Origin of the sequence: Streptomyces noursei (assembly GCF_016917755.1) — a bacterium.
Classification (GTDB): domain Bacteria; phylum Actinomycetota; class Actinomycetes; order Streptomycetales; family Streptomycetaceae; genus Streptomyces; species Streptomyces yunnanensis.
The window spans coordinates 2,561,660-2,576,966 of sequence record NZ_CP070326.1; the positions used below are offsets into that span (position 1 = coordinate 2,561,660).

The 15,307-nt window shown below is 71.8% G+C and carries 10 protein-coding genes and 2 pseudogenes; 2 read left to right on the forward strand and 10 right to left on the reverse strand.

Annotated elements, in window-relative coordinates:
- Positions 1 to 141: 141 nt before the first annotated feature.
- Positions 142 to 3,420: an AfsR/SARP family transcriptional regulator gene (locus JNO44_RS11345; RefSeq protein ID WP_205363580.1), complete on the forward strand. Its 3,279-nt coding sequence runs from the start codon at positions 142 to 144 to the stop codon at positions 3,418 to 3,420.
- Positions 3,421 to 3,904: 484 nt separating this feature from the next.
- Here JNO44_RS11345 and JNO44_RS11350 read toward each other — a convergent pair whose 3' ends face one another.
- The 5 genes and pseudogenes from JNO44_RS11350 to JNO44_RS11360 all read right to left on the reverse strand — a co-directional run bounded on the left by JNO44_RS11350 (position 3,905) and on the right by JNO44_RS11360 (position 7,459).
- A complete protein-coding gene (locus tag JNO44_RS11350; RefSeq protein ID WP_205363582.1) occupies positions 3,905 to 5,113 on the reverse strand; it encodes a lanthionine synthetase LanC family protein in 1,209 nt (402 codons plus the stop codon).
- Entirely contained in the window at positions 5,110 to 5,478 is a 369-nt protein-coding gene (locus JNO44_RS45125; RefSeq protein ID WP_420882745.1) for a lantibiotic dehydratase C-terminal domain-containing protein, read from the reverse strand. Before JNO44_RS45125 ends, JNO44_RS11350 begins: the two co-directional genes overlap by 4 nt.
- A pseudogene (locus JNO44_RS11355) lies at positions 5,450 to 6,487 on the reverse strand (thiopeptide-type bacteriocin biosynthesis protein); the annotation flags it as partial. The pseudogene JNO44_RS11355 and the gene JNO44_RS45125, both read right to left, overlap by 29 nt.
- Positions 6,381 to 6,872: pseudogene (locus tag JNO44_RS45130) on the reverse strand (lantibiotic dehydratase); the annotation flags it as partial. The pseudogenes JNO44_RS45130 and JNO44_RS11355, both read right to left, overlap by 107 nt.
- Positions 6,873 to 7,312: 440 nt before the next feature.
- Positions 7,313 to 7,459: a hypothetical protein gene (locus tag JNO44_RS11360; RefSeq protein ID WP_167390757.1), complete on the reverse strand. Its 147-nt coding sequence runs from the start codon at positions 7,457 to 7,459 to the stop codon at positions 7,313 to 7,315.
- A gap of 509 nt (positions 7,460 to 7,968) precedes the next feature.
- On the opposite strand from JNO44_RS11360, the gene JNO44_RS11365 reads away from it, so the two are divergent.
- Entirely contained in the window at positions 7,969 to 8,226 is a 258-nt protein-coding gene (locus JNO44_RS11365) for a hypothetical protein (protein ID WP_205363592.1), read from the forward strand.
- A 12-nt stretch (positions 8,227 to 8,238) separates the two neighbouring features.
- Here JNO44_RS11365 and JNO44_RS11370 read toward each other — a convergent pair whose 3' ends face one another.
- The 5 genes from JNO44_RS11370 to JNO44_RS11390 form a co-directional block, all read right to left on the reverse strand.
- On the reverse strand, positions 8,239 to 8,769 hold the full coding sequence (locus JNO44_RS11370) for an NUDIX domain-containing protein (RefSeq protein WP_039637920.1): 531 nt from the start codon (positions 8,767 to 8,769) through the stop codon (positions 8,239 to 8,241).
- A 48-nt stretch (positions 8,770 to 8,817) separates the two neighbouring features.
- Positions 8,818 to 10,155: an NsdA family TPR-like regulatory protein gene (locus JNO44_RS11375; protein WP_205363594.1), complete on the reverse strand. Its 1,338-nt coding sequence runs from the start codon at positions 10,153 to 10,155 to the stop codon at positions 8,818 to 8,820.
- 170 nt (positions 10,156 to 10,325) lie between these two features.
- Entirely contained in the window at positions 10,326 to 12,851 is a 2,526-nt protein-coding gene (pheT, locus tag JNO44_RS11380) for a phenylalanine--tRNA ligase subunit beta (RefSeq protein ID WP_205363596.1), read from the reverse strand.
- A complete protein-coding gene (gene pheS, locus JNO44_RS11385) occupies positions 12,851 to 13,975 on the reverse strand; it encodes a phenylalanine--tRNA ligase subunit alpha (protein ID WP_205363599.1) in 1,125 nt (374 codons plus the stop codon). Before pheS ends, pheT begins: the two co-directional genes overlap by 1 nt.
- A 176-nt stretch (positions 13,976 to 14,151) precedes the next feature.
- Positions 14,152 to 15,267: a sensor histidine kinase gene (locus JNO44_RS11390; RefSeq protein ID WP_205363601.1), complete on the reverse strand. Its 1,116-nt coding sequence runs from the start codon at positions 15,265 to 15,267 to the stop codon at positions 14,152 to 14,154.
- Positions 15,268 to 15,307 lie beyond the last annotated feature (40 nt).

The following is a 15,307-nucleotide window of genomic DNA, read 5'->3' on the forward strand; positions in this document are numbered from 1 at the left end:
CCCATCAAGTACGGCACAGAGACCCCGACATAGAGCGATGGCATAGTAATTCGGCCATTGCGCCAGGCCCTCTGGCCCCTCTTTTGTGACCCCTGTCATAGTCGTTATCGGCGGGGTGTGCGCTGCCAGGGGGAGGCGCCGGTGGAAATCCAAGTGCTCGGCCCGGTAGGACTCGTGGCACAAAGTCGCCGTTTCGGCCTCGGTTCGGACAAAGAACGTCTGATCCTGGCCTCACTCGCTCTGGAAGCCGGCCGTCCGGTCTCGCTGGATACGCTCATCGATCGACTCTGGGAGGGCGATGCGCCGGCCAACGACCGTAAGAACGTGCACGTTTACGTATCGCGCATCCGCAAGGCACTGCGCGAGTACGGCGCCGGACCCGATTCGCCACATATCTCACGTCACGCGCACACCTACGCGCTGCGCGTGAACGCGGGCTCGATCGACTGGCACCGCTTCCAGCACCTGACCTCCCAGGCCCGCTCCACAGCGGACCGCGGGGACACCAAAGCCGCCGTCGACCTCCTGCACCAGGCCGACGATCTCTGGCGTGGCGACGCACTGGCCGGGCTACCCGGGCTGTGGCCCGAGCGCACACGAAGGAAGCTCGCCCAGCGGCGCCTCGGCGTCACGTCCTCCCGGATCGCCCTCGAACTGCGGTTGCACCGTTTCGCCGACGTCGTCGGGGACCTGGCCGACCTGGTGGACCAGCACCCCGACGACGAAACGCTGATCGGCCACCTCATGGTCGCCTACTACGGATGCGGACGGCACGCCGACGCCCTCCGCGCCTACCAGGTCGCCTTACGCAGACTGCGCGCCGAATTGGGCACGGAGCCGGGTGAGGAACTGGCGCACATCCATCAGCGCATCCTCCGGCGCGCGCCGGTGCAGGACCTGCTTCCCGGGAGCGCCGAGTCCGCCGGATCCACCGGGTCCACAGGGCCCACAGGTCCCACAGGGCCCCTCGCATCCGCCGCGTCCGCCGGCGCCACCGCGGCAACGTGGTCCGTCGCGGCCCCCTCCGGCGCCGCGCCGCCCGTAACGATGCCCGCACCGCACAATCTGCCCCGGCAATCCGCCCTCGTCGGACGGCAGGCGGAGCTACGGCGGCTGAGCCAGACCGTCGAAGCGGTTGCCGACCACGGGTCGGTGGTCACCCTGGAATCGATCTCCGGGATGGCCGGGATCGGCAAGACGGCGCTGGCGATCAACGCCGCGCGGCACATGGGCGACCGGTTCCCGGACGGGCAGCTCTATCTCGATCTCCGCGCCCACGCCCGCGTACAGGAACCGCTGGAAGCCGGCCAGGCACTCGCCATGCTGCTGCGACTGCTGGGCGTTCCCGCCGACGCCATCCCCGCCGACATCGAGGAACGCACCGCACTGTGGCGCACCATTCTGGCGCGCCGGCGCGTGATCCTCGTCCTGGACGATGCCGCCTCGCCCTCCCAGGTCATCCCCCTCCTCCCCAGTGACTCCCGCAGCCTGGCGATCGTCACGAGCCGATGGCACCTGGCCGGCCTGCCCGGCGCCCACTCGCTGGCTCTGGACGTACTGCCGCCACAGGACGCGATTGCGCTCTTTCTGCAGTTCGCCGGGGAGCACCGCAGCCAGGACATCAGGGAAGTCGAGCAAATCGTCCATCTTTGCGGGTATTTGCCGCTGGCGATCGAGCTGGTCGCCAACCGCTTCAGCGCCCACCCGTCATGGACGCTGGCCACCCTCCGCGAGCGCCTCGCACGCGGTTCGGGACGGCTGGGAGAAATCCGGGACGGCTTCCGCGAAATAGGCCGTGCATTCGAAATCTCGTACCAGACGCTGACGCCCGGCCAGCGGTCCGCATTCCGCCTTCTCGGTCTGCATTTGGGATCGGAGTTCGGCCCACACGCGGCTGCCGCCCTGCTGAACCGGTCCCTGGAGGCAACCGAGCGACTTCTTGAAGCCTTACTGCAGTGCCACCTGCTGCAGGAACCCGCCCCGCACCGGTATCGATTTCATGATCTTCTCGGTGAGTACGCGCGCGCCCTGGTCAACTCCAAGGACGACGACGCCGAGCGGTGTAATGCCCTCGACCGATTGACCGACTTCTATCTGTGCACCGCGTCACGGGCCGACGCCCTGATCTACCCCCAGCGGCTGCGCTTGATCCATGAACTCGCCCCAGGACCTTGGCCGTTGCCTCCCTTCAGGGATGTTGATGACGCCCGGTCATGGCTGAGCCTCGAACGCGCCAACCTCCTCACCACAGAGCACTACAACCGCGTTCACAGCTCCCCCGGGCGCGCCGCCCAGCTCTGTCACATACTGGCCGGCTTCCTCGACGCCGAATGCCACTGGACACACGCCGACCGGCTGCACGGACACGCCGTCAGCCACTGGCAGCGCACCGATGACCGGCGCGCGCTCTGCCTCGCCCTGCTGGATCTAGGCGGCGCGCACGCACAGACCGGCCACTACCCGCAGGCCGAGGAAGCCTGCCACCGCGCACTGGAACTGGCCCGCGCCCTGGGCGACCCGGATGCGGAGAGCGAGGCGCTGCGCGCGCTCGGCGTGCTCGACTGGAATCGCGGAAAGTACCGGACGGCCCTGGACTTCTACTTGCAGGCGCTGGCCGTACAAAATGCATCCGGAAACGCCGGCAACCGCGCCAAGTACGTGAACAACATCGCCATCGTCCTGCTGCACCTGGGTGAGTACCAAAAGGCGCAGGAGCGTTTCCTGGAAGCCATTGACGAATCCCAGCGGGCCGGCGACACAAGGACCGTCGGCAAAACGAAGAACAACCTGGGCGATCTCCATGTACGCATGGGAAATATCCCCTTCGCTCGACGGTGCATCGAGGAAGCACTAGACATCGCCAAGAAAATCAGAAACCCGCACGACGAAGCGATAGCCCGATTCAACCTCGCAGACATTACGGCACTCGCCGGAAACGCCAAGGAAGCATCAAAGCTCTACCGGGACTGCCTCCTCGATTTTCAGCGACTCGGTGACCGGAAGAACGAGGCCAACGGACTCATCGGCCTCGGCGCCGCCCAGCACAGTCTGGGGCGTTTCCCCGAGGCCATCGAATACCACACCCGGGCGCTTGACCTCGCACGTAGCATCGGCGCCCGATACGAGGAGTGCCGCGCCCTGCGCCACCTGGGGAACGCGGAAGCCGCCATACGACAGCTGCGGCCGGCCACCGAGCACTTCGAGTCCGCACTCCTCTTGGCCCGCCGCACCCAGGATCCCGAGGAAACCGGGCGAGCTTTGGAGGCCCTGGCGGAAGTCCGGCACGATGCGGGCGCCCTCGATACAGCGCAGACACTCTGGGAAAATGCTCTTGGCATATTCCGCGAGCTAGGCGACGAGGGCGCGGCCGCGCGTGTGAGCGGCCGGCTGCAGCAGACCTCGAATGGGGCCACGGACTGAGCCTCAATGGTTCCCTCCAGGACCTATGAGCTGGATTTCGCAATGCCGTGCAGCCCCGTGTAGCGTCGCTTGAGCATTTCATTGATTACCCGACCCCATTAACCGTGGCTTCACATGCGCGCACGGATACAGGGTCACGAAATAAAGTAAGGCTAACCTCATGATGCATGCTGCCTCTGTCGGCCTGCTCGCCCTTATTTCGACGGTGGCGATGGCCGCCGACCAAGCACCCTCCACGACCCACCCATCGACAGTCGCCGTACGTTCCGCATCACACACCCGCACCGCCCACCAGACGTCAGCCGCTGCTGCCCCGACCATCTGCAACCCGTCCTTCAGGCAGGACGCCTAAAGAAATCGACGCCTAGAGAAATCATCGGCGTGGGCCCGCCCGGACCGAGGTCCTGGCGGGCCCCCACGCCCCTGAAAAGTCCCGGCCCGTTCGGCCGCGTGGTCGTGCCCGGGCGGCGGGGAGGGGGGCGCTTCAGCTCATGAGGAACGCCGCGTCCCAGCCGGCGGTGTCCTCGATCGCGGCTCCGCGGCGGGCGTCGGCGTAGTCGGCCAGGGCGAGGGCGATGCCGGCGGCGCCGTCCAGCAGCCCCTGGTGGTGGACCCGGTGCGGTGCCGGCCGCGACGTGCCGGAGGGCGGCAGAACCTGGCGATAGCCGAAGGGAGTTCGGGCGTCGAAGTCCGCCACGAGTTCCCGGGCGAGGGCATCCGCCGCCGCCCACAACTCCGTCGACCCGCCGGCGGCGGCCATCCGACCGACGATGTGCAGGATGCCCGCGCGGCCGTGGCAGAAGCCCGGATCGACGGCGGTGACCGCGTCCCGCGGGCGGTGCGCGAGGCCGGGCCACTGGCTGCCGCGGTCGTCGGCACGGCCCACGCCCACCACCCAGTCGGCCATGCGGCACAGCGCGTCCCGTATGCCCGGCACCCGGTGTCCGGCGCGGTACGCCAGCGACATCAGCGCGAGCGGACCGCAGATCCCGTGGGCGACGCCGACGTTGAGGTCGCCTCCGGGGAACTCCGTGCGATCGCGCGGGAGGAGATAGCGGTCGGGCGCGCACCACCACCCCGGCACCTGGCTCCCGTCGCCTTCCGCGGGCCGCACGGGGTGCGTCATCCCGACCAGGAAGCCCAGGACGTCATGGAGTACCCGCGCGCTCCGCTCGTCGCCGTCGTCGGCCGCCGCCAACAGGCCGCGCGCCTGTCCCGCCAGGCCCGAGATCGCGTCGTAGTCGCCGTACGCCAGCCCCGGGCCGTGCTCCTGCCGCCGCGTCACGAGCCGGGCGACGCGCGCCCCGACGTGTGCGGCGTGCACCTCGGCGGAGCGCGCCAGCAGCCGGGTGTACCCGCCGTGGGCGCGCGCGTGGAGCCGTGCGGGCAGCAGCAGGTCACCGACCGCGGCCGGGCCGGCGTCGGAGGTCGCCGCGACGGCGGCCGCGAGATGGGCGTGCCCGGTCGCCGCGTACCGTGCGTCGTTCCGGGCGCACCTGGTGTGCAGCAGCGCGATGCCGGGGTGCCCCAGCAGCAGCGATGCGGGCTGCCAGGCGGGCGGCGGCACCTCGGACGGCAGCGCGGCGAACGCGCTACGGGCGGCGCCGGCCACCCGCTCCGGCGAGCTCAGCAGCTCGGCGACGCGGTGGGCGGTGTCCGATGCCGCGTCGCACAGGGCGCGGGGTGCGGTCATCCGGTGTTCCGCTTCCGGCCGAGCCACAGCGCGAGCGCCTCACGGGCCGTCACCCGCGCGGCCAGTTCCTGCTCGGGCCGGGGGCCGAGCAGCCGGTTGGCGTGCATATGGGTCAGGCTCAGGGCGATCCGTGCCCGCCGCCCGGGGTCCGGCGCGCCGGCGGACAGCACCTCGCGCAGACCGGACAGCGCCGCGGCACCGGCGCTCCACCCCGCGTCCCCGCCGTCCGCCGCGGCCGTCCGCCGCGGCCGGCGGCCGGGGCCTGGCCCGGGAGTCCAGCAGAGCGGCGACGGCCTGCTTCCGCTCCCGCGGGATGTCCCCCCGGCGCGCCAGCACCGCCGGGCCGCTGAGCCAGCCGAGCGCATCTTCCGGAGAGCCGAGGCGGGTGACGATGTGGAGTATGCCCGGCACGGCCGGCAGCGTCGGATCGTCCGGCCGGGCGGCGGACCCGGCGAGCAGCGCGACGACGGCCTCGCTGTCGGCGTGGAAGAAGCGCTCGGCATGCGGGAGGGCGGCCGCTCCCCCGTACCGTTCGGCCTCGGGCTCGTAGGTGTCCAGGACCACCTTCCCGAGGACCCCCGCCTCCTCGCGCGCCCGCGCCCAGGCATGGAGTTCGGGCAGCAGCACCGGCCACAGGGACTCCGGGGTGCCGTGGAAGCGCAGCCGGATGTGCGGGGCCGGATCCTCGTAGCGGACGAAGAACCAGAGGTCGACGCCGGCCCTGCGCAGCAGCCCGGGATCGGTCAACGGCCCGAGGTGGCGGGCCAACACCTCCGGCTGGCGGGCCTGCGGCACATGGATCTTCGCGTAGAGCCACTCGCCACCGGGCAGATGGGCACGCGCTGCGCGGCCCGTGGCGGACTCGCCCGAAAGCGGCGGGACCGGCGCCGCCACGGGGCCGGCCCGCCGGGTGTCGCGCGCAACGCCCGGGCCGGTGGGCCTGGCGAAGAGGGGGAAGAAGAACTCGGCGGCATGGGCACCCTCGGGGCCCCGGAACCACTGCCGTTCCGCCGGCCCTGCGAACCGCTCCACCACCGTCAGCCCGGGCGCCCGCCGCACCTCGTCGCGGAACACCAGGAGGTGCAGCGGGTCGTCGAGATCGACCGCGACGCGGTGGTCGGCCTTGGTGAGCAGCACCCGCCGGGGGACGACCCAGCGCCGCCGCCACCGCCCGACCTGTCCGCTCCACTCCGCGTCCCCCCCGGTCGGCCGCGGCACGCAGCGCGCGGTCCGGCAGCCAGCGCGCCGGGGAGAGCACGGTCCGGCCGTGGCGCACCCGTGGCAGCGCGGGGGCCGCGGCCCAGCCTCCCCAGCTCCACGGCGCGCAGAAGGACCGCCCCTCCTGCCCGATCTCCAGCAGGAACCGTGCCACATACGGAAGATGGCGGCCGCTGGGGTTGAGCATCGAGTACGACAGCGGCCGGACCCTTCGGCCGGTCGCGGTGTCGACGAGCCGGAGGCCGTCGGTGTCCGCGCAGACCGCCAGGTGCTCCAGGCGCAGGTCGTGGGCCGTCTCCGCCGCGGCGGGTCCGACCCCCAACGGGATGCGATGGGCAAGCCATTGGGGGACGGCGGACACATTGGCGGACCGCATCACCCTGGGCCGGAAGGCGACAGCGGCGGGGATCTCGTCCTGCGGTGCGCTCCGCTCGGTGCGCAGCGCCAGCTCCCGGACCTGTGCGGCCGACCGGCCGAGCACCGGCGCGAACCGGCTGAAGGTCGCCCCGGCCAGCGGGGAGACCGCATCGGGCGCGAGCACCAGAGGGAAGTCCCCGCCGCGCAGGGCGTCCCAGCCCGGTGTCAGCAGCTAGCGAGAGCGCGATCCGACGCAGGGACTTGAGCCTGAGCCGATCCCCCCGCGACGGCGCGGTCGACCTCCGCCGCCAGGCCCGCGCTGGCCAGGCCAACCGCCTCCATGAGCCGTGGATCGGCGGCGAGTTCGGCTATCCTCCGGCGCAGCCGGTCCTCGTCGTACGGGGCCCCGTCGGACGGCCGGGACCGCCCCCAGGGGCGTCGTCCGGGGGCAGCGGGAGGGCCGCGGCGCGTACCAGAACCACCGTCCCGCATGCGAAATCAACGTCACCCGTACCACCCACGCCGGCCCCGCCCCGCTCCCCGTACGCTCCTTCACCTGGCAACGGTGCGGGGTGGCGGGGACCACGTCCCGGGCACCACCCCGCACCTGTGGCTCGGCGGCCGTTACCAGCCGCAGCGCCAGGACGTGGACGGACACACCTGCGTCATGAGCTTCGACTCCTGGGCGTCCACGGCGACCGTGGCCGAATCCATGATGTCCACATCCAGGTCGAGGTCGAATTCGTCCATGCTGATGGTGGCGTTCTCCATGGCCCCCCAAGGAAAGCTGTTTGATTCCGGAGCAATTCCGGTGGTACGAACAGATTTCGCAACGGTCGAGGTATTCCATCCGAGGCCGCAGATCACGTCAAGCGCCTTTGTCGAAGGCGGCGTTGCACCGCCTTCGACAGCGCCCCGGCGTTCGTCAGCGAGCATCTGCTCGGCCGAACGCCCATCACGGGGAAACGGGGGCCGTCCGCCCGCCGCTCGGGGGATGGTTCGGCGGGCGGACCCGGCCGGCGGGCGCCCGACCGCCGGCTTCGGCCCCCGTACTAAGAGTCAACCCCTTTCCCCCCGTTGATGACAGCGTGTGAATGCGCCATCTCCGTGCGCCTGGTTCGCACCCCGTGCGAAATGCTCACCCTGCGTCACTTCGCACGGGGTGTGAACCGCTGACCCGGATCCGCCCGCCGCACACGCTCCCGCCTTCCCTCCCTGGGCAGTTGACTGGTGCGGGTAACCACCCGACCGTCACTCGGAGAAGGAAAGAGGAGCGGAACGTGACCGCCCATCGGGACCCCGATACGATCGCCGCCGACTTAGCGGAGCTGCGACGCCTACTCGACGTACGCACCGCCACGGTCGACGGTCAGCTCAGGCTGCAGGCCCAACGCTGCGAACAGACCACCCGGGACGCGGACGAACTCCAGGCCCGCATCACGCGGTTGGAGAGCCGCCGCTGGCCGCTGCCCTCGCTCGCCGCGCTCACGGGACTCGCGGCGATGGCGGCCGCCTTGTGGCAGGCGTCCGGACGCTGAGGCCGGCCGGCCTCAGCCGAGCCGGATGTGGTGCAGCATCAGCAGCGCCGCGGCCATGTTCGCGGCCGGCACCTCCCCCCTCGCGACCATGTCGGGCACCAGCTTGAGGTCGATCCACTCCCGCCGGTCCGATTCGAAGTCGTCCTGCGGCGCACCGAGGTACTCCGCCCGGTCGGACCAGTAGATGTGGTGCCGCGCGTCGGTGAGGCCGTTGGACGGCTCCACCGAGAGGAGGTGTTGGAGGGGTCCGGGTCGCCACCCGGTCTCCTCCTCCATCTCCCGCGCGGCCGCGGCGACCGGGTCCTCCCCGTCCTCCACCACGCCGGCGGCCAGTTCCCAGCCCCAGCTGTCGGTGATGAACCGGTGCCGCCACAGCAGCAGCACCTCATTGGCCTCGTTGACCGCGGTGGCCACCGCCACCGGCCGCATCCGGATCAGGAAGTGATCCAGGTGACGGCCGTCGGGGAGTTCCACATCGGCCAGATTGACCCGGAACCAGGGATTCGCGTAGACCGGCTTTTCGCTGAGATTGTTCCAACGCACGTAACTGCCACCTTCCGCTTGAGGGCCGGCAAGGTGACACGAGCCCGGTCACAGCGGAACGCGCAGCACCTCGTCGATGAGATCGGCAGCCTCGTCCGTCGCGGAGCTCCCGGTCTCCGCCAGATGCTCGCGCACCGCCCGCAGCCGGTCCCGCAGGCGTTGCGACTCCATGCCCCGAGCCTGCTCCGTCATCTCCGCGGCGTTGGCCACGGCCCGGTCCGCATCCCCTTGGCGCAGCTCGATATGAGTGAGCATGGCCAGCCGGTGAACCCGGCCGCGGTCGTGTGCGGGGGTGTCCACGGCGGCGTCCGCCTGCTCCCGGGCGGACCGTAGGTCCCCGAGGCTGAGCAGCGCCTCCGCCACTTGTACGTTCACCAGGCCCGGCTGCACATAGCCCGTCTCGGCGGGCTCCAGTCCCGGGCGGATCCGCTCCGCCGCGGCCTCGGCCCGCCGGATGCAGTCCAGCGCGCCCGTGCCGTCGCCCAGCCGCGCATACGCCTTGGCCTGCATGGCGTAGAGGTCGGCCGAGAGCGCCGGGGTGAGCTGCCCGCCGGCGGTGCGCAGGGCCGCTTCCGCGAAGGCGACCGCCTGGCGGTACTCCCGTACGAAGAGGGACTGGTTGACCAACAGCGCGATGACATACGCGCCGAGTCCGCGGTCCCCGCTGGCCTTGGCCAGCCGCAGCGCCTGATGGAAGTAGCGCTGAGCCAGCCCGAGAGCGTCCGAGTCGTACGCGCAGATGCCCGCGACGGCCACCAGCCCACCGGTCGCCCGGTGCAGCTGACGCCCCGTCGCGTCGCTGTAGCTGCCCCGCAGCAGCGGCGCCGCCTCGGTGTTGAGGAATCCGACGATGCGCGCTCTGGTAGCGATACCACCCGCCTTCCGGTACATCTGCTCGTAGTGGGTCCGCGCGACCCGCAACATCTCGATGTCGGCCATCCCGACCCGGGTCATCCCGTCGCGCGAGACGTCGAAGTCCTCCGGCGGGTTCTCCCACTCCCACACCGGGATGATCGCCGAGGTCCCGGTGAGCGCGGGCGCCGCGACCACGTGCGGCCGCTGCTGCTCGTCGGACCGCCACAGCGCGGTGGCCCGCTCGACGAACCCGGACAGCGGGGTGCCCGGATCCTGGCGCGCCCCCGGCCCGCTCAGCCCGATGTCGGCCAGGCCCACCGGCCGGTGCAGCCGCTCGCCGAGGATCTCGCAGATCAGGTCGGGTACCTGCCCGCGCGGCCGCTGCCCCTTGAGCCACCGCGCCACGGCCGTGTGCTCGTAGCGCAGCGCGAGCCCGCGCCGCCGCCCGAGGTGGTTGATCCGCGCCGCGAGCCCGGCGTGCGAGATGCCGGCCTCGTCCAGGATCGCGTCGAGCAGCGTGTTGGGCTCCATGCCTCGCCCCCAAGGACGTACGGACTCCGTAAGTCCAGCGTAATCAGGGGGAGTTCACACCCGGTGTGAAGCGGTGCCGAACCGGCCGGCGGCGTCCGCCCGCACAGCACGACGGGCCCCCGCCCACCAGCGTGGACGGAGGCCCGTACGAGGCACGGGGCCGCTGGGCGTCAGCCGCGCAGGGCCGCGCCCACCCGCTCGACCGCGACGGCGACCGCCGCGTCCCGGGCAGCGGTGGCCTCCTCGGCGGTCAGCGTCCGGTCGTCCGCCCGGAACCGCAGCGCGTAGGCCAGCGACTTCTTGCCGTCGCCCACCTGCTCACCGGTGAAGACGTCGAACAGCCGCACCGACTCCAGCAGTTCGCCGGCGCCGTCCCGCAGGGCGGTCTCCACGTCCGCCGCCGCCACCGAGGCGTCGACGATCAGCGCGACGTCCTGCGTGGCGACCGGGAAGGTGGAGATCCGCGGCGCCTGCAGCGAACCGGCCACGGCCCGCTCCAGCCGGTCCAGGTCGATCTCCATCGCGCTGGTGCGCTCCGGCAGACCGAGGGTCTTGACGACCCGGGGGTGCAGCTCACCGGCGTTGCCGACGAGCACCTCCTCGCCGTCGACCAGGGCGAGCAGCGCCGCGCACCGGCCGGGGTGCCACGGGGCGTGCTGGTCCTGACGGACGATCAGCTCGACGCCCGCCTCCCGGGCGACGGCCCGACCGGCCTCGACGGCGTCGGCCCACCCGGACGGGTACCCGGCACCCCACCAGCCGGCCTGCTCACGGGCGCCGGCCAGGACCACCGCGGCCCGGCGCGGCTGCTGCGGCAGCGAGGCGTCCAGCGAGGCGATCTCGTCGTCGGTCGGCCGGCGGTCGACCACCAGCCGGCGGGCCGGCAGCTCCGTGCCGGTCGCCCGGAACACCGGACCGGTCTCGAAGAGCGCCAGGTCGTGGTTGCCCCGCCCGTAGTTGCGGCGCAGCGCGGCCAGCAGCCCCGGGATCAGGGTCGTGCGGAGGTCCGGCTCCTCGTCCGAGAGCGGGTTCACCAGGGTGACCGCGTCCCGTCGCGGGTCGTCCGGCTCGATGCCGAGCTGGTCGAGGACGGCCGGGCCGGTGAACGGGTAGTTCAGCGTCTCGACGTAGCCGGCGCCGGCCAGCGCGCGGCCGACCCGGCGGTGCAGTCGCTGACGCTCGGTCAGCCCACGGCCGGCGGGCGGCAGCGGCAGCGTGGAGGGCAGGTTCTCGTAGCCCTCCAGCCGGATGACCTCCTCGGCCAGGTCGTTCGGGTCGCCGAGGTCGGGCCGCCAGGACGGCACGGTGACCACCAGCTCGTCCTGCCCGTAGACGTCGCAGCCGACCTGCTGGAGGCGGCGCACGACGGTCTCCCGCCCGTACGTCACGCCGGCGACCTTGTCCGGGTGGTCCGCCGGGATGGTGATCGTCCGCGGCCCGCGCGGCGAGACGACCTCGGTGACGCCGTCCTCGGCGGTGCCGCCGGCGAGCAGCACCAGCAGGTCCACGGTCCGCTGGGCCGCCGCGGACGCCGCCTCCGGGTCCACCCCGCGCTCGAAGCGCTTGGCGGCCTCGGAGGACAGCCGGTGGCGGCGGGCGGTCCGGGCGATGGAGATCGCGTCGAAGTGCGCGGCCTCGATCACCACGTCGGTGGTGCCGTGCACCCGCCCGGTCCCGGGGTCGGCGACCGGCGCGGCGATCTCCGTGTTGGCGCCGCCCATCACGCCGGCCAACCCGATCGGGCCGCGGTTGTCGGTGATGACCAGGTCCTCGCCGTCCAGCACCCGCTTGGTGCCGTCCAGGGTGACCAGCTCCTCGCCGGGCGTGGCGCGGCGGACGCCGATCGGACCCTCGACGGTCGTCCGGTCGTAGGCGTGCAGCGGCTGGCCCAGCTCCAGCATCACGTAGTTGGTGATGTCCACGGCGAGCGACACCGACCGCATCCCGGCCTTCTGCAGCCGGCGCTGCATCCAGATCGGGGTGCGGGCCTCCGGGTCCAAACCGGTCACCGTACGCGCGGTGAAGCGGTCGCAGCCGATCGGGTCGCCGACCTGGACCGGGTAGCCACCGGCGTTCGGCGGCGCCACGTCCAGCAGCGCCGGGTCGCGCAGCGGCAGCCCGAACGCGATGGCCGCCTCACGGGCCACGCCGCGCATCGACAGGCAGTAGCCGCGGTCCGGGGTGACGGCGATGTCCAGCACCTCGTCACGGAGCTCCAGCAGCTCGATGGCGTCGGTGCCGACCTCGTACTCCGGCGGCAGCACGATGATGCCGTGCGTGCCGTCGTCGCCCATGCCCAGCTCGTCGCCGGAGCAGATCATGCCGTGCGACTTCTTGCCGTAGGTCTTGCGAGCGGCGATCTTGAAGTCGCCGGGCAGCACCGCGCCGGGCAGCACCACGACGACCTTGTCGCCGACCGCGAAGTTCCGCGCACCGCAGACGATCTCCTGCGGCTCACCGGTGCCGTTGGCCCGGCCGACGTCGACCGTGCAGAAGCGGATCGGCTTCTTGAAGCCGTCCAGCTCCTCGATGGTCAGCACCTGGCCGACGACCAGCGGGCCGCTCAGGCCCTCGCCGAGCTGCTCGACGGTCTCGACCTCCAGGCCGACCTCGATGAGCTTCTCCTGGACGTCCCGGCCGGTCGTCGTCGCCGGCAGGTCGACGTATTCCCGCAGCCAAGAAAGCGGGACCCGCATCAGATCTCCATCCCGAACGGCCGGGTGAACCGGACGTCGCCCTCGAACATGTCGCGCATGTCTTCCACGTTGTGCCGGAACATCAGCATCCGGTCGATTCCGAACCCGAAGGCGAAGCCGCTGTACTTCTCGGGGTCGACGCCGCAGGCGATGAGCACCTTGGGGTTGACCATGCCGCAGCCGCCCAGCTCGATCCAGCCCTCGCTGGAGCAGGTACGGCACGGCCGGTCCGGGTTGCCCACGGACGCGCCACGGCAGACGTAGCAGACCATGTCCATCTCGGCGGACGGCTCGGTGAACGGGAAGTAGTTGGGCCGCAGCCGGGTCTTCATGTCCGGACCGAACAGCGCCCGGACCATGTGGTCCAGGGTGCCCTTCAGGTCCGCCATGGTCAGGCCCTCGTCGACGGCCAGCAGCTCGATCTGGTGGAAGACCGGGGAGTGCGTGGCGTCCAGCTCGTCGGTGCGGTAGACCCGCCCCGGGCAGACGACGTAGACCGGCGGCTCGCGGTCGACCAGCGTGCGGGCCTGCACCGGCGAGGTGTGGGTGCGCAGCACCACGCCCGACTCGTCGCCCTGGGTGCCGTTGCCCTGGACGAAGAAGGTGTCCTGCATCTGCCGCGCCGGGTGGTCCGGCACGAAGTTCAGGGCGTCGAAGTTGAACCACTCGGCCTCGACCTCGGGGCCCTCGGCGATCTCGTAGCCCATCGCCACGAAGACATCCGCGACCCGCTCCATGAAGGTGGTCAGCGGGTGCCGGGCGCCGGCCGCGACCCGGTCGTACGGCAGGGTGACGTCCACCGCCTCCTCGACCAGGACGCGTGCGTCACGCTCCGCCTCCAGCTCTTCCTGGCGGGCCTTGAGCGCCTGGCCCACCCGGCCGCGGGCCTGGCCGACGCGCTTGCCGGCGTCCGCCTTGGCCTGCGGGGGGAGGGCGCCGATCTCGCGGTTGGCGAGGGCGAGCGGCGATGTGCCACCGGCGTGCGCGATCTTCGCCTGGGCGAGCGCGTCGAGGTCGCCCGCGGCGGCGATGGCGGCCAGCGCCTCGTCGACCCGTCGGGCGATCTCTTCCGGTTTCAGGGCTTCGACCTCGACAGGGTCGTACGACTTATTGGGTGCGGACATCTCTTCCCGTGCTTCCGGTGGTGTGGCTTGGCGCGGCTCGCTTCGCCTCGGCTCTGCGCCCGCGTGTCCGCGATGCCTGTGCGCCAAAGGTGCCAAAGGTCAAGTCTAAGGGGCGGGCCCTCCCGGACCCGCCGTCGGCCCTGTCCGGGCCGTCGCGCGGCGCCCGCCGCTCCCCTTCACGCCAGGAAGGCAGGGGCCGCGACGGGCAGGCTAAATCGGAACTGGGCGCCGCCGGCCGGGGCCCGGCCGACCGTGATCGTGCCGCCGTGCGCCTCGACGATGCCCTTGACGATGTACAGGCCCAGCCCGGTGCCGCCGCGCTTGCTGCCCCGCCAGAAACGGGTGAACACGCGGCTCATCGACTCCTCGGGGATGCCGGGGCCCTCGTCGCTCACGGTGACGCTCGTCCCCTCTCCGCCGCCGGTCTCCTTCGCCGGTCCCACCTCGATGGTGACCGTTCCGTCACCGTGACGCACGGCGTTTTCCAGGAGATTGCCCAGGACCTGGTCCACCTTGTCCGGGTCTGCCCACAGATCGGGCAGCGGCTCCATCATCCGGATCAGGAAGCGGTCCGGCAGCTGACCCGCGGTGGTCTGCGCCTGCACGTGCCGTCGGACCGCGGCGATCATGTCCACCCGCTGCCGGCGGACCTCCAGCCGCCCGGAGTCGATCCGGGAGATGTCCAGCAGCTCGGCGATGAGCCGGGTGACGCGGTTGGCGTCGGCGTCCACCGTCTCCAGCATCAGCCGCTTCTGGTCGTCGGTGAACCGTTCCCACTTCTGGAGGAGGGTCGCGGTGAAGCCCTTGACGGAGGTCAGCGGCGAACGCAGCTCGTGGGCGACGGTGGCGATCAGCTCGGCGTGGCTCAGCTCGGTGCGCCGCCGGGCCTCGGTGCCGCGCAGCGCGATCACCAGTCGCCGCACCGGACCGGTGGGGCGACTGCGGACGTAGCGGGCCGAGACCAGCACCTCGCGGCCGCCCAGCAGCAGGTTCCGCTCCGGCTGGCCGCGGCGGATGGCCAGTCCCCCGTACGGGTCGGTCAGCTGCCACCAGCGGCGCCCCTCGATGTCCTGCAGCGGCAGGGCTTCCCCGACCGGGCGGCCCAGCGCCTGCGGCGGCTCGATGCCGGTGATCCGGGCGGCGGCGGCGTTGAAGCAGATCACCCGGCCGTGTTCGTCGGCGACGACCAGACCGTCGGGGAGGTCGTCCGGGGCCAGCCCGAGATCCGCGCCGGCCCCCTCGGGCGGGCAGCCACCAGCGGTGGCAGTACTGGCCGAAGTCCTCGCCGTCATCGCCGTGTTACCCCCTCCCGGGCCGGAGCTGGCAAGACTA